The organism is Acidobacteriota bacterium, assembly GCA_016716435.1.
Taxonomy (GTDB): domain Bacteria; phylum Acidobacteriota; class Blastocatellia; order Pyrinomonadales; family Pyrinomonadaceae; genus OLB17.
This window is the reverse complement of the sequence record JADJWI010000003.1, coordinates 341,427-362,058: the sequence shown is the minus strand read 5'-3', so window position 1 is coordinate 362,058 and position 20,632 is coordinate 341,427. Positions and strand designations below refer to the sequence as shown.

Below are 20,632 nucleotides of genomic sequence, written 5' to 3'. Positions count from 1 at the left end.
AACCTACCTAAAAAAATAAAGCAATACTTTCGGCACGGAGCGTGCCCGGAGCGGTCAGCGGGCGGCCGCGGGTTGCGGTGCCGGTGACCCGAAGGTGACGTGAGTTTTAGACAAGCGGCTTCAGCATGGTCTTATGAACCTACCACAATCGATCGAGCGAATGAAGTTCTACGCAGGTGAACTCGCAAAAGTTCAGAAAAATTTCAGCATAGTTCGCTCCTGTTAGCGAAGACGCAAACTCTCTCCGCTTGCGGACACAGCAACGCAAATGCGATTTTTGCCATCCGCTAATGTGAGATAAAATTCGAAAAGAACGTCTTCTGTTCATTATCGCGGGAAAACCGCGGAAAAAATATCAACCGCGTTAGAGATTTCATCGCCGGCCGCTTTCAAACGCCGCACTGCAAGAGCGATATTCGATGAGCGATTTCCGACAGATCACGCGACGAGAGATGCTTCGGGGCCTGGCCTCGCTTGGGCTGGCGGCGGCGCTTTCGGGCCGCGGGCGTGCATTCACCCGGCGGGATGAGATCGAGATGCTCGTGCTTGGCGATTCGCTGATTTGGGGACAGGGCCTTCGCGAGGAGGAGAAGTTTTACTATCTGACCAAGCGCTGGCTCGAGGACGATGTTTTCAAGGGCAACGGGCGGGTAAGGCTGACCGTTAAGGCTCACTCCGGCTCGACCATTAAGCTCGACCCCGATGAGAGCGAGGCACTCGAACGCGGAAATCGCTCGGCGTTTGAAGAGCTTCATCCCGAAGTCAACGTCTCTTTCCCGACCATCGAAAAGCAGCTGCGGACGGCACATTCCGAACATCGCGACCCGGCAGCGGTTGACCTGATAATGCTCAGCGGCGGCATTCCGGATGTCGGGGTCGCGAAAATAATCAACCCGCTCGAAAGCAACAAGAAGCTCCGCGAGCGTATCGACCTCTACTGCCGCCGGCACATGGGCGAGCTGGTCATCGAGGCGGCGGAGAAGTTCCCAAATTCGCTGATCATCCTCGTCGGGTATTATCCGATAATCACCCGCCACAGCCCGATGAAACGCATCGTTAACGACATAATGGAGCTTTACAGCGTTCCGGGCTGGGCAAAGCCGCCGATCAATAATCCGGCGACAAGGGCCATCTGGCGGCTCTGGCGAGGGAAGATGATCAAGCGTTCGCGTATCTGGCACGAGGGCTCGAATGCAGCGTTTGCCTCGGTCGTTGAGGGGCTTAACGCCTCCGCCGGCCGTGAGCGTGCCGTATTCGTGCCCTCGCCGATCGATGAACGACAAGCCTTTGGCGCAAAGAATTCGCTGCTTTTTACCGTCGGCCGCAAGGGCAGCCCGGCCGATGCGATCGGCGAGACCCGGCTCCGAGAGTGCCCGCCTGCACTTGAACAGCTTCGCCGAGAAACGCGTCTAAAATACAGCACCCGCTTTTGCGAGCTCGCGAGCGTCGGCCACCCGACGCCGGAAGGCTCCGCTGCCATAGCTGCTGCGATCCAAAACAGGCTCGATCCGCTACTTGCCCGTCGCTTTAACGGCCGCGTAGAGCCCGCTTCAAAATGAGAAAAGGACGCCGCACGTTTCCGCGCCGGCGTCCATCAAATGACCCTAAGGTCCAGTGGGCTGACCTAGCTTCCGATCACACCGCCATCATCCTTTGTGATAACCACCAGAGACGACCGCGGACGTCCACCCGAAGGCCCATCCGGCCATGAGCTATATCGCTTCGGGTTGGCTGGATCGTTGCGGCCCGACGGCGCCTCGCCCGGATGCTGGATGCCGACAAACATCGTCCGTTCATCAGGCGTAACGAAAACACCGGTGACCTCGCAAACATTCGGCCCTGTGAGGAATCTTCGCGTTTCGCGCGTTACCGGATCAGCACAAAGCATCTGGTTATTACCAAATCCTTTATATGAGTCGGCACGCTTTTCGGGGTTGATGCTGCCTCCGGAAACGTCCGTCTGGATCCAAAGGCGGCTGCTCGGCGCGACGTAAATGCCGTCGGGCGAGCCGTATTTATCACCTCTTATCGTCGAGCCATGGGCAGGGTTTTCCGGGTCGCCGCAAAGTGCAAAGAAATCCCATTCGAAAGTATCTTCGGTCCAGTCCTTGCGATGGAACCAGCGAACGATGTGGCCGTATGTGTTCGTGGCCCTTGGGTTGGCAGCGTCTGTTGCCGGATTTGAGTCGACGCCCCGACGCGAATTGTTCGTCAGCGTCACAATGCCGGTCAGTGAATCTGAGAATGTGTCGATCCACTCGGGGCGGTCCATCTTGGTCGCACCGGCGAGGTCGGCTGCCTTACGGGTATTAACAAGGATCTCGGCGAGCGTCCAATCTTTCAATGCCGGGTTCGCGGGCGAAAGATCAAGCCACTGGCCTTTTCCGTCGGCAGTAAACTTGGCGACGTGAAGCGTTCCATCCTCAAGCGGGTCAATTCCGCGTTGCCGAGACTGCCGCCACGGCAACCGCGAAACGTATCGGTATATATACTCGAATTGTTCGTCATCGCCGGAATAAACGACGACGCGGCCGTCGCGAGCCTCCTGGACCTTTGCTCCTTCGTGTTTGAATCGACCGAGCGAGGTGTGCTTGACCGGGATCGCTTTCGGTGCGAAGGGGTCGATCTCAACCACCCAGCCGAAGCGGTTCGCTTCGTTGGGTTCGACATCGGCGTCAAACCGCTTGTCGGTCGTATGCCAGAGATAGCCGGGAACAGATGTGATCCCATATCGCGTTTCGGATTCGGTCCGTTCGCCGGCCTTGCGGAAATAGTCGTCGAAATTCTCTTCGCAGGCGAGGTAGCTTCCCCAGGGCGTCACGCCCATCGCACAGTTATTGATCGTGCCGAGCACCTTTGTTCCCGACGGGTCGGCGGAGGTCTTAAGCGACGCATGTCCGGCTGCGGGGCCGGAGATCTTCATCGGCGTTTGCCCCGTTATGCGGCGGGCGAAACGCGACGGGCGGACGACGCTCCAATCTTTGCCATTCGCATTCTGCTTAATTTCTATTATCGAAACGCCATGTGCGTTCTGCGATTTGGCGGTCTTCTCTGCGGTCCAGTTCGCCATTCCGTCCGGAAAGAGAAGGACGTCGTCGGTGTATTCGTTGTTCTGGACTATCAGTCCGTGCCGCGAGCCATCGATCGGGAAATAGACGAGGCCATCGTTGTGCATTCCCCATTGAAGCGATTGATCGGCGGCCGAATTGCTCGCATCGGGCTTGAAAGCCGGGCCGTTCGACACGGGATCGCCCCATGAGATCAAGACCTTTGACGTATAGCCTTCCGGCACCACAACCCGATCAAGCTCCGAAGTCGGGATCGCCTTGAACCCGAGAAGCGAGCCATAGCGCTCAGCCGTCTGGGCCGATGCCGGGATCGTATTTACAAGCGAGCCGGCACCCGGAACAAGCGCGGCAGCACCGGTCGCGAGCGCAAGGCCGACAAACTTTCGCCGGGAAAAAAACTCCGCCGCGATATCTTCAAAAGACTCATTTGCAGACGGATTTACACCAATATCTTCACTCACTATCGATTGCTCCTCGAATGTTGACGGATGAAATTTACAGGTAGTGTGATTGTACTCTATCAACCTTACGATTATGTTAAGTCGGGTTAGGCTGCCGCAGGGCCACGAGCGCGTGGTGAAATCGTTTGAATTGTGGAGATCGAACTGTATCCTAGATAGAGATGAAGATAGCGGTGGCAATGAGCGGCGGTGTCGATAGTTCGGCGGCGGCTGCGTTATTAAAGGAGCAGGGGCACGACCTCGTTGGCTTTACGATGCAGCTGTGGAACCAGCGGCGGCATGTGAATGTTGATGAGAACGGCGACCCGTTGCCCTCACGATGCTGCTCGCTCGACGATGTTTACGACGCACGGCGGGTGGCTGACAAGCTCGGCTTTCCTTTCTATGTGCTCAACCTTGAGAAGGACTTTGACCGCGATGTGGTCGAGCCCTTTATCCAAAGCTATCTTTCGGGCGAGACGCCGATACCCTGCGTTGCCTGCAACTCGCGGCTCAAGTTCGCCTCGCTTGACCGCATGGCCGTCTCGCTTGGCTGCGACAAGGTCGCGACCGGGCATTATGCCCGCGTCGAATGTGACGAGGCCGCGGACCGCTATCGGCTTTTCCGCGGGCGGAACCACTGGAAAGACCAGACATATTTTCTCTGGGAGCTGACGCAGGACCAGCTCTCGCGGGCATACTTTCCGCTCGGCGAAATGCTCAAAAGCGAGGTCCGCGACATCGCCCGTGACGCGAAACTCAACACCGCCGAGAAGCAGGAATCGCAGGAGATCTGCTTTGTGCCGGACGGCAAGTATTCGGAGTTCATCGACCGTTTTCTTGAACACGAAGGCCGCGAGACCGAGATCCCCGAGGGCGGCGAGATCGTAAACGCAGCCGGTGAAAAGCTCGGCGAGCACTCAGGCATCCACCGCTACACTGTCGGCCAGCGGCGGGGGCTCGGAATTGCTCACGAGAAACCGCTCTATGTCGTCCAGATCGAACGCGCCCGCAACCAGATAATCGTCGGCGAGGCGGAAGATTTGGACACGATGGAGTTCACTGCAAAGGGCGTAAATTGGGTCGCGTTTGACGAACCCACCGAACCGGTACGAGCGCTTGTGAAAGTGCGATACCGCCACGACCCGGCGATCGCGACCATTCACGCACTTCCGGATGCCCACGCACGCATCGTCTTCGACGAGCCGCAGCGGGCCATAACCCCCGGCCAGGCGACCATCTTTTACGACACCGCCACCGGCGAAGAGGTCGTCGGCGGCGGCTGGATAATCAAAACTTAAAGCAATCCAAAATACCAATTTATGGCAAATACAAAAAAACGACCCAGCAAGGCGGCGAAGACCGCAAGGAAGATCGTTGAGGGCTCAAAGCTTTTGAATGAGAAATCCGAGCGCGATCAGCAGAGCGGTTCGGAGTTCAAGGAGTCGGTCGTTACGCCGCGCACCAACAAATCTGCAATGAAGCCGCGGCCGGACAAGAAGCGCGGGTAGCGAACCGATGAAGAAGGCCGAGCTTCGCAGGCTTTATCTTGATAAGCGGCGCGGCCTCGCGGCGGGCGAGGTCGCCCGCTTTAGTACGCAGATCGCTGAGCGGTTCTTCAATGAGGTCGATCTCGCGGCTGTTAAAACGCTCCACACCTTTATCCGCATCGCCAAGTTCAACGAGTTTGACACTTCGATGATCTACTATCGCATCTGGCACGAGCGGCGGGGCATCGCCACCTGTGCCCCGGTTACGGACCGCGAGACCGGCGAGCTTGAGGCCCGCTATTTTGACGATGCGGCCGTGCTTGCCGAAAACGATTGGGGCATCCGCGAGCCCGCGGGAACGGAAAAGGCCGACCCCGAAGAGATCGACCTCGTTATCGTGCCGCTGCTTTGTTTTGATGAAAGTGGACACCGCGTTGGCTACGGCAAAGGATACTACGACCGCTTTCTCGCCCGCTGCCGGCCGGATTGTCTAAAGCTTGGCGTCAGCCTTTTCCCGCCCGTCGCGGCGATAGATGACATCCACGACTTAGACGTCCCGCTCGACCTTTGCATCACACCCGACCGAACCTATCGCTTTAGCGAGCCCGATGGGCTCATCAATTGATGAAACTCACTTTGCCTTAAGAATATCCCGTATCTCCGTCAGCAGCGTTTCCTCTGCTGATGGTGCGGCTTCGGCTTCGAGGCCCTTGAAAAGGCCGATCGCGTATCGCGCGAGGAGGAACATCACGAATGCGACGATCAGAAACGTGATGATCTCGTTGATGAATTGGCCGTAAAGTATCAGCGGCTGTTTGGCTGCTTGTGCGGCGGCTATTTGTTCGGCGGTTGAGACCGGCATATCGCCGAGGTTGATGACCTTGCTTGAAAAATCAATGCCGCCCGTCAGCACACCGACGACCGGCATAATGATGCCGTCCGTAAAGCTTTTTACAACGGCACCGAAAGCCGCTCCGATAATAACGGCGATCGCGAGGTCGAGCACATTTCCGCGAGCGATAAATTTTTTGAAATCGCGAAGCATTGTTAATCTCCTTTATTGAAAAAAAGGCGGACAAATCGATGCCCGCCCTTGATCTTTATCCGCCACGCAATTCGGACGGCGTTAACCTTTTGCGGCCTCTACAAGTTCGTCGTCGTCTTCCGTTTCTTCAGATCCGATCTCGATCGAGTCCGGCTCGTTGTACATGCTTGCTTCGGCTTCGATCTCCCGGGCAGATTCTATCGCTTGCTGTTCGATGGCCTTGCGGGCACCCATCATCGAGCACATTCCTTCAAAGATGGCTCCGTCTTCGATGATCATCCGCGGCGTCTGGATGTTCCCGACGACGCGGGCCGTCCGGCCGAGCTGAACGCGTTCGGAAGCAATGATGTCGCCGTTAACGACGCCATTGACGACGGCTGCCGCGACCGAGACATTGGCATCGACCTGCCCGTTCGAGCCGACGATGAGCGTCCCGGTTTCTGAGCTAACGTTCCCGACGAGCTGGCCGTCAACGCGAAGCATTGCCTGAAAATTCGTCTCGCCGGAGAGCACCGTCCCGTGGCCGACGAAGCCGCTAAGGCGGCCTTCCTTGATGTCGCGGGCCATCGCCTCGCTGTCCGTAACGGCACGCGATGACGATGGCGATGCGGCCGGTTCGGCTGCGTACGGCGCCGTTTGCGTTGGCTGGCTGTAGCTGTTTGCCGGTTCCTGAGGTTCCGTTCTGGAACGTCCCATTCTGATCATAGAAAAACTCCTTAATTTAAGTATTTTGGAACGCTAGGCAAAGTAAACCGAGAGAAACTGCGGTTTGCGAAGTGCGCTTCGCTGGGGTGCTTTTCGTCGCCTCGTATGCCTGAAGGGAATGATAGTTCAGCTTTGCCGCGGTGTCTAGTAAACGGGCGACTATTGCTCATCGGGCAGCATCTATGTAAGTATTAAAGGTTTCGGAGGTCGCGGACCAATTTGTTTGCAGAGAGTAAATTAAAATCGAAGTTGTTAAAGAAGATGGGCCAAGCCATAGGCGATTTTGGAATGATCGCCGAGGGCGACAAGGTGATGGTCTGCCTTTCGGGCGGAAAGGACAGCTACACGATGCTCGACCTTTTGCTCGACGTTCGCCGGCGGGCACCGGTCAACTTTGAGATTCTCGCCGTTAATCTCGACCAAAAACAGCCCGGCTTTCCGGCCGAGGTGCTGCCGAATTATCTAGAAGAGGTCGGCGTTCCATATCGCGTTATCGAGGAAGACACTTACTCGGTCGTAATGAAACACGTGCCCGAGGGCAAGACCTTTTGCTCGCTTTGCTCCCGGCTTCGCCGCGGAATACTTTACACGGTCGCGGTCGAAGAGGGCTGCACAAAGATCGCGCTCGGCCACCACGCCGACGACATCATAAACACATTTTTACTCAATCTTTTCTTCGTCGGCCAGCTCAAGGCGATGCCGCCGATCCTTCGCAGCGACGACGGGCGAAACACGATCATCCGGCCGCTTGCTTATTGTCAGGAATCGGACGTTGCCGCCTATGCCGAGGAAAAGCAGTTTCCGATCATCCCGTGCAATCTCTGCGGTTCGCAGCCGAACCTGAAGCGGGCCCGCGTCAAGCAGATCGTCAGCGAACTTGCAAAGGAAGTCCCGTACCTTCGCAGCTCGATGCTGACGGCCCTTACGAACGTGACCGCCTCGCACCTGCTCGACCCCGAGCTTTACGACTTCCGCAACTTCGAGCCTCTGGTCAAGCAAATACCGGCCGGCCACGGTTCGGTAGAAAAAGAGCTCGATGCGGTCTTTGACCACAGCGAGCCCATGTTTACCCCGAACCTGATGGAAGCGGCCGGGATCCAATAGCGAAACCTTTAGAACTTCAGCTTCCGCGGCTTGAAGACCTTGTCGCTGACCTTGACGTCGTGCTTAACCTCCCGTATCTGCGATACAACGCGGCCGTTGCTCGGGCTGTTCTGCACAGTGCGGAACGGCATCATCAGGCCGTCAACGTTCCTGTAATCCTCAAAGGTCGTCGTGATCGCTATCTGCTGGCTGCTCGTGCTTGAAGGGATGACCGAATCACGCCTTACAAGCAGGTTCGTTTTCGTCGAATAGGTGTCGGTCGTCTTCGTTCCCTTTTCCGAATCGAATTCAACTACGTAACACTCCTCTTCGCCGCACTTGGTCTTGCGAAGCACCGTGGCCTTGTCGTAGTTCGTCTTCCTATTAAGCGGCGCGTAAAAGTCCGAATCGATCCGCCGGTTCTCAAGCGTCTTACCAGTAAACTTCGAGACCGGAGCGAAGGTGTAGGCTTCCTCGCCTCCCTTGCCGTCAAAAAAGTCGTAGCCCTTTGCAATGACCTTTCCGGCGGCCGTCATCGTAAACTCCGAAGCGGACATTCCAGGGGCTTTTGCCCATGACGTTCCGGCTGCGGTCACGCCCTGGTTCTCAAAGTTCACGGTCGAGGTCGTGACCCGCGTTTTGAACTTGCGGAGGTTCGTCTCGCCGCCGTAAGCTTCGATGACCTTTGCCATCAACTCATCTATCGAAGGCAGGTCTGCCGGAGCGGCATCGCCCTTGACGCGCGTAAAGGTAAAGCTGCCCTGCGGCTGGTCCAGTACGATCGCTTCGACCTGTTTCGCGGCGTCGCGTTTAACGGACATTGAGAATGAATCAGGCAGCGGCGTCATCGCAAACTTGCCGTCGGTTTTCGGTGCAAGTGCATAGGGCTGCTGGCCGGGAACGACGAGCGAGATCTTGCCCTCGACCTCTTTTATCTCGATGGTGCCTTCGCCATTTGGCGTCAGATACTTGCCGACAAGGTCCGCAGGAACGGCACCGCCCGCGGCGGGCTGATCCGGTTTCGCAACGTCTTTGCCACCCTCGGGCTTGCCGAGAATGTTTTCCCAAACGATCGGCATAAGTTCGCTGCCGAGCGAGGAGCCCGAGACGTTCGTCAGCATCACAAAACCGAGCTTCTTCTCCGGGATCATCGCCACGAGTGCGTTAAACCCATCGATGTTTCCGCCGTGCTCTACAACGGTCATCCCGTTCCAGTCGCGGACGAACCAGCCGAGTGCGTACTTGACCGAACCGTTCGGCGTAACGTTCATCTGCGGCTTCATCCACTCGGCAAAGCTCGCTTCCGAGACAAGCCGTTTGCCATTGTGCACGCCGCCGGCGAGGATGAACCGGAGCCACTCGGCCATCTCGTTTGCCGAGGAATTGATCGAACCCGCCGGTGCCACCTGCTTGATCTCGCGATAGGGAAGGCGGATGGTTTCTTTTGTGTCGAAGTTGTAGTTATACCCGAACGAGCGGTCGGCGACCTTCTCCATCTGTTCGATGGTCATAGTGCTCGTCTTCATCCCGAGCGGCTGCAAAATACGTTCGGGGATGAACTTTTCCCACTCCTGCCCTTGGGCAACGGCGACGACCTCGCCGGCCGCCGTGTACATCAGGTTCTGATAGCCGAAGCGCTCGCGGAGCTTTCCGATCGGTTTTGCTTCGCCGGCGACCTTGATCAACTCCTGCCGCGTCAACCGTCCGGTGATCATCGCGAGATCCGTACGGTTGAGCCCCGAGGAGTGCGTCAGCAGATCGCGGATGGTGATGTTCTTGTCGGTTTCGGGGTCGGCCATTTTGAAATAGGGCAGGACCGTTCGCGGCGAGGCATCGAGCGAGAGCTTGCCCTCATCGGCCGTCATCAGCACGGAAAGTGCGGTAAAAGCCTTGGTCGCCGAGCCGATCGCGAACTGCGTATTTGGCGTCACTGGGACCTTTTTCTCGAAGTCCTTGTAGCCCAGGCCCTTTGAATAAATGACCTTGTCGTCTTTGACGATGGCGAGCGACATTCCCGGAATGCCAAGCTCCTTGCGACGAGCCTCGAGCTTCTCCTCGATCGTGGCGAGTGCAGCTGTGTAGTCGGCTGCCGGTGCGGGGCCGTTCGCAAATACCGCACCGGGCATGGCCGTAACGACCATCACAAATGCGAGAACGAAGGCGTAGATAGAACGAGTGCGGGTATTTAGCTTCATAGATTTCCTCTTGTTTCTAGATGAGAATACGGCAAAAACCGCAATTTGGTTCACGCTTTTGCAACGCGGCCTGCCCTATTCGGTGCATACATTTTTGTTAACAAGCTCGGCCGCACCGAGAGCCGCCGCGAGGTAAAAGGCCATCGCGACCTCGCCATCGCCAAGATTATTGTGGACGATGCCCGCCGTGAAAAAGCCGGCGACCCCGCCGAGAACGCCGAGAACTATCGCATAGGGAACATCGGGCAAGTCGCCGCTCGCCCGAAGATATCGCCAGAGGCTGCGGGCAAAAGCTCCAAGAAAGAGCAGCCAGAACAGAAGTGCCGGGAGCCCGCGTTCGGCGGCGATCTGGATCGGCGTTGAGTGGAAATGCCCCATCGGCAGCCAGCCGCGGTCAAAAAGGCCCCATTCCTGCCAGCGTTCTTTGAGCGAATCCATCCCGACGCCGACGATCAGATGCCGCGGGCTCCCGGTCGCGAGCCGGACGCCGTCGCGCCACATCGTCTTTCGATATTCGTTCGTCTCGTCCTGCTGTCGCGTTTTTTGCATGACGTAATAACCGCCGGCCGCCGCCGGGATCAGAAGCACCAGCATCAAGGCGATCAGCCGTCGATTCCCAATGGCAAAGACCATCACAATGCCCGAAACAAGCAGACCAAGCTGCGATGCCCGCGTTCCCGAGAGCAGCAGAGCGACGCAGATCAGCGCGAGGCAAATGCCTGCGATCAAAGCCAGCCGAAGCCGCTGCGACCTGAAGAACTCGCCAAGCGAAGCACCGCGGCCGAAGGCGAGCCCGAGCACAAGGCCGAGAGCGAGCGACGCGATGATCTGCAGCACCTCGCCATAGGTCGTAAAATGGCCAAAAAAGCCTTGTGCCCGCCAGCGGTGGCTCTTTTTCCACGACGCGAAGCCAAGCCGCTCCTCGGGCGATTTGCCCGCGACGAGGTCCGAGCGGCGGAGCGTTAGGGTGCGATAAATGTCCGGCCGGTTGAACATCGCCCCGACCGTTTCATTTGCCTCCAGGGCGGTGATGATCTCATCCGGCGAAGAGATTCGCTTGCCGTTGATGCGAAGAATTGCGTCGCCATCGGCGAGCCCGGCCTTTGCCAAAGCTCCGTCGGGCCGGACCCCATGGACCTCAACGCCGCGGCCGATGATCCGCTCGGACGGCTGCCAGACGACGTTGACCATCGCCGAGCCGATCATCAGAAAAGCGATGGCGGCGATCGCGGATCGCGTTCGCAAATTGAGCCGCGCAAAAAAGAAAATGAGAAAAAGCCCGACGCCGCGGAGCTTATCGATCGAGATCGCCGGTTCGTAAGAAAGGGCGGCACTTAGGACGCTCCAACCGATAAAGGCGAGCAGGAATGCATCAAAAGCAAAAAAGCGAAACCGCGGCCGCGGCGTGATGAAAAGCCTCGCGGCCGAGAGCGCCATCCCGAGCAGCCAGGCGATCTGTGTCGCGGCGATCGAGTGCGGAACCGCCGCCGCCATCAGCAGAAGGCAGGCGAACGCACCGCGCTCAAGCCACGCAGCGAGCGTGCCTTCCGGCCCGATGCCGGCGAGCTGGTCTAGTTTGCTGATGGCAGCTTTCATCGCGGAGACGCTAAACCGCAAGAATAAGGCCCGCGGCTATGCCTTGTCTATCGGCGGGCGATTTGGTTGAATTGAGTTTTCTTATGAGCGAAGCGGAAATACAACGCGACCAATACATAACGGCTGAGATCAAGCTTTATTACGACCTCCTCTTGCCGCAGGACCTCGCCGAGCCGGCGCCGCTCCTGATCGCAGTCCACGGCTACGGAGCGCACAAGCGGTATATGATGCGCGAGGCTCGGCAGATCGCCCCCGAGGGCTTTGTCATCGCCTCGGTCGAGGCTCCACACCAGCACTTTCGCAAAACTGATGACGGCTACCGTGTCGGCTTCGGCTGGCTTACGGACCACCGGCCGGAGGAATCGGTCGCGCTCCATCATCGCTTTTTGCTCGACCTCATCGACCGCCTGAGCGAGGAAGGTGCCATAGATCCTTCCCGCGTATATCTTTACGGATTTTCGCAGGCGTGCGCTCTCAACTTTCGCTTTGCGTTGACCTATCCCGAGGCGGTACATGCCGTTATCGGCGTTTGCGGCGGCATTCCGGGCGACCTTGAGACGAGCCCGCTTTACAAGGAGTTCAACGGTCGCGTGCTTTACCTCTACGGCGACGATGACGAATGGTACACCAACGAGCAATTCGCCGACTTCGCCGAGCGGCTCACGAAACGCCTACCCAACACAACCACCCGCCAATACGACGCCGGCCACGAAATATCCGAAGAGATGCGCGCCGATCTAAGAGAATTCCTTGCCGCGAAACCTTAGCCCTCGAACGGCGATCTTGTTCTTGATAAAACTGTGCGGAACGGGTGTTAAGGGGGATTTGAAACACAGAGATCACAGAGAACACAGAGACAGGACACAGAGTTCTCTAAAGGAATCGATCGCAAACCGATTGCGGATTCAAGCTCGATACCTCTCCGCGAACTCTGCGTTCTCTGCGTTAAAGAAGCAGTAAACACCAGGTCCACACAGGCATTCATATCACCTATCTAAAGCGCCAGTTTTCTGATCTCGACCTTGCCTTCGAGGTTGCGCGGTAAGGTGAGTTTGAGCGATGTTTCGCCGTTTTCGCTGGTTTCAAGCGTTACGTTTAGGTCGCTGGGCTCGACCTGGAGCAGCGGCGACCTTGGGCCAAAGAGGACGACCGTTGCTCGCCGGCCGCTTTCATCTGCGATCGGCACGAGGAAGATGCGTTCCATCCGCTTTTCGCCGATGCGGATGGTGACGTCTACGTAGGGGTCGAGCAGGTTTATTTTGGCACTCGCCACATTAAGCCGGACCTGGCGGACGACGACATCCGTTTGGCTTCCGCCGATGTCGATCCGCTCGGTCGAAACGCTTTCAAGGCTCCGCACCGCGCTCTCCGGCCCGCGTACTCTTACCGATGCCGGCACCACCGCTCGCGAATATTCCTCAAACCCTTGGGCAAGCTCGCCGCGTGTTTCGATCGCAACGCTGACGGCCCGCTCCTGCACGGCCTCAAGCCGGACGGGAACATATGCCGGGCTTATCTCCTCGACCTTTACGCCGCTCGGCAGGTCGAGTGCATCGGCCTGCGGCAGAAGGTCAACGACGTGCTCGCCCGGCCCGAGCCCCGTAAGGTCAAGATAAAAGCGGAGTGCCGAGCGGTCGATCTGCCCGAGCCGGCGCTTATCGCCGCTGACGACGATGCTCGCCGTTTCAAGCGGAGTATTGCTGACGACAAAATCTTCGGCGGTGCGGAGCGTTATCGGAACGGCCGGGATCTGTTCGCGGGTCGGTGTGCTAAGGCCCGTTACGCCGACCCAAAGCGCGAGCGTCACGCCAAGCGCGACCAGCTTAATGAGCCAGTCCTCAAGAAACACCTTCCGCAGAATGTGTTTGATGAAGAGCCCGACGGAACCTGCCTCGGCAATTTTTTCCTTGATCAGGTCCATCTAGGTCGCGGCTTCGCTTTTCGCCTCCTTGATGTTCTTAAGGGCCTTTTTCTGTGCACTGGAGGTCGGAACGCCCATCGCCGTAAAGAGCAGTTTGCGGAGCTGTGCTGTATCAAGATTTCGGCGAACCCGGCCGCCCTCGACCCAGGTGACAAGCCCCGTTTCCTCTGAGACGACGATCGAAATGGCGTCTGTGCCTTCGGTGATGCCGATGGCGGCGCGGTGGCGCGTGCCGAGCTCGCGAGAGATCTCGGGGTTTTTCGTCAGCGGCAAAAAGACCGAGGCCGCGGCGATCCGCTCGTCCTTAATTACAACCGCGCCATCGTGGAGCGGCGTCGCCGGGTCAAAGATGGTGACCATCAGGTCGTAGCTGATGACGGCATCAAGCTGGACGCCGGAATCGATAAAGTTTCTGAGGCCGACGTTGCGCTCGATGACGATCAGAGCACCCGTTTTTTCAGATGAAAGCGTCGTTACGGCAAGCACTATCTCGTCAAAAACACTGCCGCCAAATTGGCCCCGCTGCCGATTAACGATCGGGAACCGCAGCCGATTGGCAAAGTAGATAAGCGCCTGCCTGATCTCGCTCTGAAACAGGACGATGATCGCAAACGGCAGCAGCACGACCGCCCAGCGGAGCACGAACTCGAGTGTTGCGAGGTCCTGCGCGACAGAGAGCCAATAAAGCAACGCGATGAGCACGATGCCGACCATCGTCGGGACGGCCCGAGTGCCGCGGAGCAGCTTGAGCACGACATACACAATGATGAAAACGAGCGTAATATCTAGCAGATTACGCAGCGTGATCAGCGAAGGCATGTAGTCCGTCATTTCCATTTTCGGCGGTTCGAAGCTTGGCTTCGAAGGTTGTTAAACACTTAGAATATCACAGCTTTTCGCCCGGTGTGTCGGCTAACTTCTAGCCGCGAAAAACGCCGACCAGTTTTCCCTCGGCGTTGACGACACAGACGGCGCCGATGCCGTTTCTCCTTACGGCCTCGCGGGCTTCGATCAATGTTGTATCAAGATCGACGAAGTGCTCGGCCGCGATTGGCCGCATAACGTCGCTGACCTTGGTCGCGTGCCAGGCCTTCGGGTCGAGCTCGCGTATCTCGGCAAGCAGGAGCATTCCAAATAACTTCTTCTCGCGGGCGACCGGGAATACCGGTTGGCGGTTCATCGGCAGAATATTTTCCACGACCTCGTGTATCGTCCGCTCGGGTTCGATGGCAACGGCGAGCTTCATCACATCCTGCACCCGCACCTGCGAGGCCGAGTTCATCTCGCGGATGATCGAGCCTGCCGCGTCAAAAAGAAAAATGCCGACGATAACGGCCCAGAGCCCGGTGAAAAGATCTTGCCGGGCAATGACGATCAGAATGCCGAAAGCGATAAGCGCCGCCGCGATCCATTGGCCGCTCCGGCCGGTTAGGATGGTCGCTTCGGTAAGGTTTCGCCCCGTCCGCCAGAGATATGCCCGCAAAACGCGGCCGCCATCAAGCGGATAACCGGGAAACATATTGAAAGCCGCGACCAGAAGATTGCCGATCGCAAGCGTCAGCATCAGCCGCGAGAGCACATTGAGCTCCGCCGCATCCGCCGCGGCCGCCGCCGCACCAAAAACGACCGCCAGCACAAAGCTCGCCGCCGGCCCGGCGATCGCCACCCGAAACTCCGCCCGCGGTGAATCGGGCTCGCTCGCAAACCGCGTCAGCCCGCCGAAGGGATGCAAGACGATCTCGACCACGCGAAGCCCTTCCATCCGGGCGACCGCCGCGTGTGAAAATTCATGAAGAAAGATCGAGACAAAAAAAACGAGCGTCGCCGAAAGCCCAAGCACAAAGCTTAAGCCAAGGCTGCCCGTTATCGGCTGAATGCCGCCGGCGATAACGCCCGAAATGACCAAAAGCACCGCTAGCCAGCGGACATCCGCACGCACCGGAATGCCCGAGACGTGCAAAAGGACGAACTTGTGGCTAAGGCGGCCGAGAAGCTCCATCAAAAACGTTTGATGCCGAAAGCATACCAAACGCGCGACAGAACCTGAACGCGACCGATCAAAACGCTGTGAGTTTGGAAATGTTTGAAGCGCTGACAACAAAAACACGCTGGAAGAATCATTGAGTTATCTTCCCAAGAACACCTCAATTCGGGAATTCAGACTTCCTATTTGAAGATCGACCTTCCTACTATCTTTCTATCCGCCTTGCATATCGTATAAAGTACGTCCCTGGCGATCTCACTTTCACCGCTTCCATCCTGAGGATAGTGTCCGCGATCAATAGGACTCAAAAGAGCAAAAACAAAATGCTCCGTTTCGCGAATCTGGAGAGAATAACTTGAGGGATTCCTTTGTAAGGTCTTCAAATTTGGATCAATGGCCAATTCCGACTCGGCAATTCTGATGAATTGATCAAATTGTTGCTCTGGGGAATTAACAACTGGAAGCCCGAGGATATCCAACGACCCTAGACCTTCTCTTTGACACAAACTCTGTTCGTTATTCTGCTTTGTCGTGGTCTCAGGCAGATTTTTCGACGTTTGTGGTTCCAGATCTGACACGTTCGACGTCCCTTGTGACGCACAGCCCCACACGGTTAGGCCTACGAAACAGATACAAACGAAGTAAATTTTCGTCGGTTTTTGCATTACCCTATTAAAGTGGCTTCAGCGTTAGTATTCTTCCAAGCCGTTCGGCCCTCGCTACTAATTCACCCTTATGACGCAGGTCTGTAACTCTCGAAATAAGGTCCCACTTTCCTCTTTATTGATCTCCATAAACTAAAAGACAAAAGCGGCTGGCCTGCGATTATGCGAATAACTGGAACGTCTTATCATCAGGAAAGAACGTGTCCATACAGTTAGGCCATCCCGGGCAATTCGTGAAGCTCAACTTCGCCAATGATCAGGCTGATCAATTCCTGCAGGTTCTCAGGAAAGCTCTTCAAGTGTGATTCATAGCCCAAAGCTATTCTGCTTTTATCGAGGTAGATGTAATAAATAAAATCGTCGTCCGAGACAGATGTATCATTTAAATAAATTGTCTTTTCGTCTTGAATTAGCCGTGCGAGTCGTTCAACCTTATCGGCCGGAATTTTACGACTTTGGGGCGCATATTTTTTGTCTACGCTAATAAGTGCTGGGTCGAAAGTCTTAGGTTGATGGTTCTCCGAGTGAGTTTCATCGAATGTTGTCAAAGTGTATGCTGCAACGGAATATTGCAGATCTCCGGCCTTATCAATCGAAATAAAATGCCCATAACAGCAACCGCCCCGTCCAATAAAAATCACCATTTCCTTGGGGAGTATTTGCTGCTCCTTCGCAGAAAACGTGTTGCTAATCTCGCGTTTATCGAGACCATTATCCACTGACTGCGGTGGTGTACACCCAACCGCCACGATAATGAAAACAACCAGCAAAGATAATTTCGCTTTTACCATAATAAAAGGGTAAGGCCTGAGATTCTGCAATTCTCTGGGAAATTCGTGATGCGTTTCGTTTTGTCGGGCGTTCGCAATTGCATGATTCTAACCATCAAAGATGCTCCGCGCCCGGAGGTGGTTGGCTTATTGGGTCGATTGTAACAGGGGTGTCAAGGGAAACTTGGAATTCCAGATTCCAGATTCCAGATTCCGCATTGGATGAAACGCCCTTACTTACGTGCAGGCTTCTGCAAAAAAAGCAGCCCGCGGAGGCTGCTTTGATGGGGTTGAAAGTATTGAACGGGCTATGCGACGGTTATGTCTTTGCAGAGGTAAACGTCCTGGATGGCGTTGAGGAGTTCGACGCCTTCGGCCATTGGGCGTTGGAACGCTTTGCGGCCGGAGATGAGGCCGGTTCCGCCGCCGCGTTTGTTGACGACCGCGGTGCGGACGGCATCGGCAAGGTCGCCGGAGCCCTTTGATTCGCCGCCGGAGTTGATCAGCCCGGAGCGGCCCATATAGCAATTGGCCACCTGATAGCGGACGAGGTCGATCGGGTTGTCGGTCGTCAGCTCCGAATAGATCTTCGGGTTGGTTTTGCCGTAGCTGCTCTCGGTATTGAGGACGTTGTAGCCGCCGTTCCGCTCGGGCAGCTTCTGCTTGATGATGTCTGCCTGGATGGTGACGCCGAGGTGGTTCGCCTGTCCCGTAAGGTCGGCCGCCGTATGCATATCACCCTCGGCCGTTTTGAACTTCGAATTCCGGAGATAGCACCAGAGGATGGTCGCCATCCCGAGATCGTGGGCGTAGGCAAATGCCTCGGCGACCTCGGTGATCTGCCGCGTCGCATTGTCCGAGCCGAAGTAGATCGTCGCCCCGACCGCGACCGCGCCCATGTTGCGTGCCTGCTCGATGGTGCCGAACATCACCTGATCAAAGGCGTTCGGATAAGTGAGCAGCTCGTTGTGGTTGATCTTTACGATGAACGGGATCTTGTGTGCATACTTCCGTGCGACCGAGCCGAGCACGCCGAAGGTCGAGGCGACGCCATTGCAGCCGCCTTCAATAGCGAGCTCTACGATATTTGAGGGGTCGAAATACTGCGGGTTCGGTGCAAAGCTCGCACCGGCCGAGTGCTCAATGCCCTGATCGACCGGCAGTATCGAAAGATAGCCCGTACCGGCGAGCCGGCCCGTGCCAAAAAGCGTCTGCATCGACCGCATCACCATCGGGTTGCGGTCCGATTGCGAAACGACCCGGTCAACAAAATCCCCGCCCGGCAAATGCAGATGGTCCTTAGAAATTGTCTTCGATTCATGCGAGAGCAGCGTCTCCGCCTCGCTCCCAAGCAGTTCCTGTATCTTAGCGATGTCAAGTGCCATTATCTTGCTCCTGAAAGTTGTTTATTATGTATGAGTTACTGATAAAACGCGGATTATACCACAACCCTTCCGCCGTCTCTATGCCGGTGCGTTGCTCTCCGCCCAGCCGCCTCGCGGATGGCCCGCTTTGTCTTATTTCGGCCGATTGTAAAAAAAAGTTATTGATTTCTTGGGCAAACTCGCCTAAAATTTTCAGAACCCGAAACGATACAGTTTCCCAAATTGGTTTTCCCGCGAATCATGGCTTAGCCCTCTAAGCCCGCGGCCCCTCATAAGAAAAAAGAAATGATGTTTTTGAAACACTTCTCCTGCGAAAGGCGTCTTTCGCTTCCGCTTGCCTTTTTGTTCGTCCTCGTCCCTTCCTTTGTGGTTTTCGGCCAAGAGTGGCGGCCCGTTTCTCCGGCTGAACTCGCGATGAAAGAACCGAAAGTCGATAAGGAAGCAGACGCCGAGGCCCTTTTCTGGGAAACGCGGCTGGACGATAAAAAGCTTTCGCGGCTGACCATTTCGCACTACGTGCGGCTAAAGATCTTTACCGAACGTGGTCGTGAAAAGTTCAGTAAATTGGATATACCGTTTACCAAGGGCAAGAAGATCGAGGATGTTGCAGCGAGGGTGATCAAGCCGGACGGGACGATCGTAAACCTCGCCCCGACAGACATTTTTGAGCGGGAGGTGGCCAAGGTCGGAAAGGCCCGATTTATGGCTAAGTCATTCGCCGTTCCTGCGATCGAGCCGGGCGTTATTGTTGAGTACCAGTATGTGGAAACGATCAAAGGCGATTCGGTCGGCGGTGAGCGGCTTATCTTCCAGCGCGATATACCAATGCAGAAGGTGACCTATCTGATCCGGCCGTTCGGTAAATCAACGCTTAAGTACAACTGGTACAACATTCCCGAGGCTCGGTTCCGCGATGACCCGGCGAACAAGGGGTATCAGGTCGCGACGCTCTATGATGTCCCTGCATATAAGGACGAACCATATATGCCGCCAGACGATGAGGTCCGGCAATGGGCGTATGTTTCGTACAACTCGCTCGGGGCTATATTGGTATGGCCGCAAGTGGCCCGTGTCTGGGATCTCGCTTTCAAGGAACTTACTAAGCCAAAGAAAGAGGTCAAGGCTCTTGCAACTCAATTGACCGCCGGTGCAACGACCGAGGACGAGAAACTGCGGCGTCTATATGACTATTGTAAGAACGAGATCAAGAACATTACCTATGACAGATCGCTTACGGATGAACAGCGAGAGGATCTGAAGATCAAGGATGCGGACGACGTGCTTAAGCGAAAGATGGGCAGCACGGCATTCATCGATCTTCTATTTGCCTCGCTCGCCAGATCGCTCGATTACGAGGTCGTGATCGCCTTGATGTCAGACCGCAGCGAGAACTTCTTTAATCCGGAGAAATATCCTTTCAATAATTTTGTCGAGCCCGCAGGAATCGGAGTAAAGATCGGCGGAAAATGGAAGGTTTATAGCCCCGGGACGCCTTATCTTGGCTTTGGCGAGACCCCCTGGTACCGGGAGAACGTACGCTCGATGTTCATCGGAGATGGTGGTTATTTGTGGATCACGACCGCATCGTCCGAGCCGGAGCTCTCCAAGGCGATAAGAAAGGCAAAGTTGAACCTAGGCGCTGATGGTATGCTCAAGGGCTCGGTTTCGATAGCCTATACCGGACATCAAGCGATCAGCCGCCGACGGGATCAGTACCGCGATTCCGAATCGAAGCGGATCGAGAATCTAAAGGATGAGATAAAGAGCAGGATCAGCACCGCCGAAGTAAGCAACGTTGTGGTCGAGAACTTTGATGACAGCTCGAAACCGCTTGTTTACGCGTTCGATATCTCGATTCCCGGTTATGCGGCAAAGGCCGGTCGGAGGTTGATGGTTCAGCCGGGCTTCTTTGAATACGGATCGAAGCCGGTATTTTCTTCCGATACGCGGCAATACGGTGTTTACTTCCCCTACGGCTGGTCAGAGGAGGATGAGATCGAGATCAAGCTTCCCCCAGGCCATCAACTCGAAGAAGCAAACGCACCTGGCGACGCCGGGGATCCTGCAAACATCAGCTCGCATTCCGTCAAAATGCAGATAAACGCGGCGGAAGGTATTTTGATATACAGACGGAAGTTCCATTTTGGCGGTGGGGGAAATGTTTACTTCAAAGCCGAAACCTACCCGGCGATCAAGCAGCTCTTCGATATCTTTCACAAGAACGATATGCATTCAGTGCTCGTTCGCCCGACACAATAAACTAAGCCCGGCCCGGAACCTGCAGG

General features: G+C 56.3%; 18 protein-coding genes. 7 read left to right on the top strand and 11 right to left on the bottom strand.

Annotated features, from left to right (window positions below):
* The first annotated feature begins 419 nt into the window (after positions 1-419).
* A complete protein-coding gene (locus tag IPM21_04850; protein MBK9163230.1) occupies positions 420-1,559 on the top strand; it encodes a hypothetical protein in 1,140 nt (379 codons plus the stop codon).
* A gap of 65 nt (positions 1,560-1,624) precedes the next feature.
* Here the strand turns inward: IPM21_04850 and IPM21_04845 are convergent, their stop codons facing one another.
* Positions 1,625-3,589: a PhoX family phosphatase gene (locus IPM21_04845; GenBank protein MBK9163229.1), complete on the bottom strand. Its 1,965-nt coding sequence runs from the start codon at positions 3,587-3,589 to the stop codon at positions 1,625-1,627.
* A gap of 101 nt (positions 3,590-3,690) precedes the next feature.
* Between IPM21_04845 and mnmA the strand changes: the two genes are divergently transcribed.
* The 3 genes from mnmA to IPM21_04830 are packed head-to-tail and all read left to right on the top strand — an operon-like array spanning position 3,691 to position 5,623.
* Positions 3,691-4,809, top strand: coding sequence for a tRNA 2-thiouridine(34) synthase MnmA (gene mnmA / locus IPM21_04840; GenBank protein ID MBK9163228.1), 1,119 nt, complete (start codon positions 3,691-3,693; stop codon positions 4,807-4,809).
* A gap of 21 nt (positions 4,810-4,830) precedes the next feature.
* Complete coding sequence (locus IPM21_04835; GenBank protein MBK9163227.1) at positions 4,831-5,019, top strand: hypothetical protein; 189 nt, start codon at positions 4,831-4,833, stop codon at positions 5,017-5,019.
* Positions 5,020-5,026: 7 nt separating this feature from the next.
* Complete coding sequence (locus IPM21_04830; protein MBK9163226.1) at positions 5,027-5,623, top strand: 5-formyltetrahydrofolate cyclo-ligase; 597 nt, start codon at positions 5,027-5,029, stop codon at positions 5,621-5,623.
* A gap of 6 nt (positions 5,624-5,629) precedes the next feature.
* Here IPM21_04830 and mscL read toward each other — a convergent pair whose 3' ends face one another.
* The gene (gene mscL, locus IPM21_04825) at positions 5,630-6,043 is read right to left on the bottom strand and encodes a large conductance mechanosensitive channel protein MscL (GenBank protein MBK9163225.1); all 414 of its coding nucleotides are present in this window, start codon (positions 6,041-6,043) and stop codon (positions 5,630-5,632) included.
* A gap of 81 nt (positions 6,044-6,124) precedes the next feature.
* Complete coding sequence (locus IPM21_04820; GenBank protein ID MBK9163224.1) at positions 6,125-6,748, bottom strand: polymer-forming cytoskeletal protein; 624 nt, start codon at positions 6,746-6,748, stop codon at positions 6,125-6,127.
* Positions 6,749-7,009: 261 nt separating this feature from the next.
* Between IPM21_04820 and ttcA the strand changes: the two genes are divergently transcribed.
* Positions 7,010-7,852 (top strand): tRNA 2-thiocytidine(32) synthetase TtcA, encoded by an 843-nt coding sequence (gene ttcA / locus IPM21_04815; protein MBK9163223.1) that lies wholly within the window; start codon positions 7,010-7,012, stop codon positions 7,850-7,852.
* Positions 7,853-7,860: 8 nt separating this feature from the next.
* On the opposite strand, the gene IPM21_04810 is transcribed toward ttcA, so the two are convergent.
* A complete protein-coding gene (locus IPM21_04810; GenBank protein ID MBK9163222.1) occupies positions 7,861-10,026 on the bottom strand; it encodes a serine hydrolase in 2,166 nt (721 codons plus the stop codon).
* 75 nt (positions 10,027-10,101) lie between these two features.
* Positions 10,102-11,622, bottom strand: coding sequence for an O-antigen ligase family protein (locus tag IPM21_04805; GenBank protein ID MBK9163221.1), 1,521 nt, complete (start codon positions 11,620-11,622; stop codon positions 10,102-10,104).
* Positions 11,623-11,705: 83 nt separating this feature from the next.
* On the opposite strand from IPM21_04805, the gene IPM21_04800 reads away from it, so the two are divergent.
* Positions 11,706-12,389 (top strand): dienelactone hydrolase family protein, encoded by a 684-nt coding sequence (locus IPM21_04800; protein ID MBK9163220.1) that lies wholly within the window; start codon positions 11,706-11,708, stop codon positions 12,387-12,389.
* A 227-nt stretch (positions 12,390-12,616) separates the two neighbouring features.
* On the opposite strand, the gene IPM21_04795 is transcribed toward IPM21_04800, so the two are convergent.
* The 6 genes from IPM21_04795 to IPM21_04770 all read right to left on the bottom strand — a co-directional run bounded on the left by IPM21_04795 (position 12,617) and on the right by IPM21_04770 (position 18,347).
* Positions 12,617-13,543, bottom strand: a complete 927-nt coding sequence (locus IPM21_04795; GenBank protein MBK9163219.1) for a hypothetical protein — start codon at positions 13,541-13,543, stop codon at positions 12,617-12,619.
* A complete protein-coding gene (locus IPM21_04790; GenBank protein MBK9163218.1) occupies positions 13,544-14,374 on the bottom strand; it encodes a TIGR00159 family protein in 831 nt (276 codons plus the stop codon).
* An 88-nt stretch (positions 14,375-14,462) separates the two neighbouring features.
* On the bottom strand, positions 14,463-15,542 hold the full coding sequence (locus IPM21_04785; protein ID MBK9163217.1) for a site-2 protease family protein: 1,080 nt from the start codon (positions 15,540-15,542) through the stop codon (positions 14,463-14,465).
* 167 nt (positions 15,543-15,709) lie between these two features.
* On the bottom strand, positions 15,710-16,105 hold the full coding sequence (locus tag IPM21_04780) for a hypothetical protein (protein MBK9163216.1): 396 nt from the start codon (positions 16,103-16,105) through the stop codon (positions 15,710-15,712).
* A 299-nt stretch (positions 16,106-16,404) separates the two neighbouring features.
* The gene (locus tag IPM21_04775) at positions 16,405-16,983 is read right to left on the bottom strand and encodes a hypothetical protein (protein ID MBK9163215.1); all 579 of its coding nucleotides are present in this window, start codon (positions 16,981-16,983) and stop codon (positions 16,405-16,407) included.
* Positions 16,984-17,270: 287 nt separating this feature from the next.
* A complete protein-coding gene (locus IPM21_04770) occupies positions 17,271-18,347 on the bottom strand; it encodes a class I fructose-bisphosphate aldolase (protein ID MBK9163214.1) in 1,077 nt (358 codons plus the stop codon).
* 414 nt (positions 18,348-18,761) lie between these two features.
* Here IPM21_04770 and IPM21_04765 point away from each other — a divergent pair, with 414 nt between their 5' ends.
* Positions 18,762-20,606: a DUF3857 and transglutaminase domain-containing protein gene (locus IPM21_04765; protein MBK9163213.1), complete on the top strand. Its 1,845-nt coding sequence runs from the start codon at positions 18,762-18,764 to the stop codon at positions 20,604-20,606.
* Positions 20,607-20,632 lie beyond the last annotated feature (26 nt).

What these genes read in the sequence shown, in the direction of transcription:
- IPM21_04810 (MBK9163222.1), bottom strand. Translation starts at nt 10,026, where the DNA reads ATGAAGCTAAATACCCGCACTCGTTCTATCTACGCCTTCGTTCTCGCA.
- mscL (MBK9163225.1), bottom strand. Translation starts at nt 6,043, where the DNA reads ATGCTTCGCGATTTCAAAAAATTTATCGCTCGCGGAAATGTGCTCGAC.
- IPM21_04785 (MBK9163217.1), bottom strand. Translation starts at nt 15,542, where the DNA reads ATGGAGCTTCTCGGCCGCCTTAGCCACAAGTTCGTCCTTTTGCACGTC.
- IPM21_04770 (MBK9163214.1), bottom strand. Translation starts at nt 18,347, where the DNA reads ATGGCACTTGACATCGCTAAGATACAGGAACTGCTTGGGAGCGAGGCG.
- IPM21_04790 (MBK9163218.1), bottom strand. Translation starts at nt 14,374, where the DNA reads ATGACGGACTACATGCCTTCGCTGATCACGCTGCGTAATCTGCTAGAT.
- IPM21_04795 (MBK9163219.1), bottom strand. Translation starts at nt 13,543, where the DNA reads ATGGACCTGATCAAGGAAAAAATTGCCGAGGCAGGTTCCGTCGGGCTC.
- IPM21_04775 (MBK9163215.1), bottom strand. Translation starts at nt 16,983, where the DNA reads ATGGTAAAAGCGAAATTATCTTTGCTGGTTGTTTTCATTATCGTGGCG.
- ttcA (MBK9163223.1), top strand. Translation starts at nt 7,010, where the DNA reads ATGGGCCAAGCCATAGGCGATTTTGGAATGATCGCCGAGGGCGACAAG.
- IPM21_04805 (MBK9163221.1), bottom strand. Translation starts at nt 11,622, where the DNA reads ATGAAAGCTGCCATCAGCAAACTAGACCAGCTCGCCGGCATCGGGCCG.
- IPM21_04820 (MBK9163224.1), bottom strand. Translation starts at nt 6,748, where the DNA reads ATGATCAGAATGGGACGTTCCAGAACGGAACCTCAGGAACCGGCAAAC.
- IPM21_04800 (MBK9163220.1), top strand. Translation starts at nt 11,706, where the DNA reads ATGAGCGAAGCGGAAATACAACGCGACCAATACATAACGGCTGAGATC.
- IPM21_04830 (MBK9163226.1), top strand. Translation starts at nt 5,027, where the DNA reads ATGAAGAAGGCCGAGCTTCGCAGGCTTTATCTTGATAAGCGGCGCGGC.
- IPM21_04850 (MBK9163230.1), top strand. Translation starts at nt 420, where the DNA reads ATGAGCGATTTCCGACAGATCACGCGACGAGAGATGCTTCGGGGCCTG.
- IPM21_04765 (MBK9163213.1), top strand. Translation starts at nt 18,762, where the DNA reads ATGAAAGAACCGAAAGTCGATAAGGAAGCAGACGCCGAGGCCCTTTTC.
- IPM21_04835 (MBK9163227.1), top strand. Translation starts at nt 4,831, where the DNA reads ATGGCAAATACAAAAAAACGACCCAGCAAGGCGGCGAAGACCGCAAGG.
- mnmA (MBK9163228.1), top strand. Translation starts at nt 3,691, where the DNA reads ATGAAGATAGCGGTGGCAATGAGCGGCGGTGTCGATAGTTCGGCGGCG.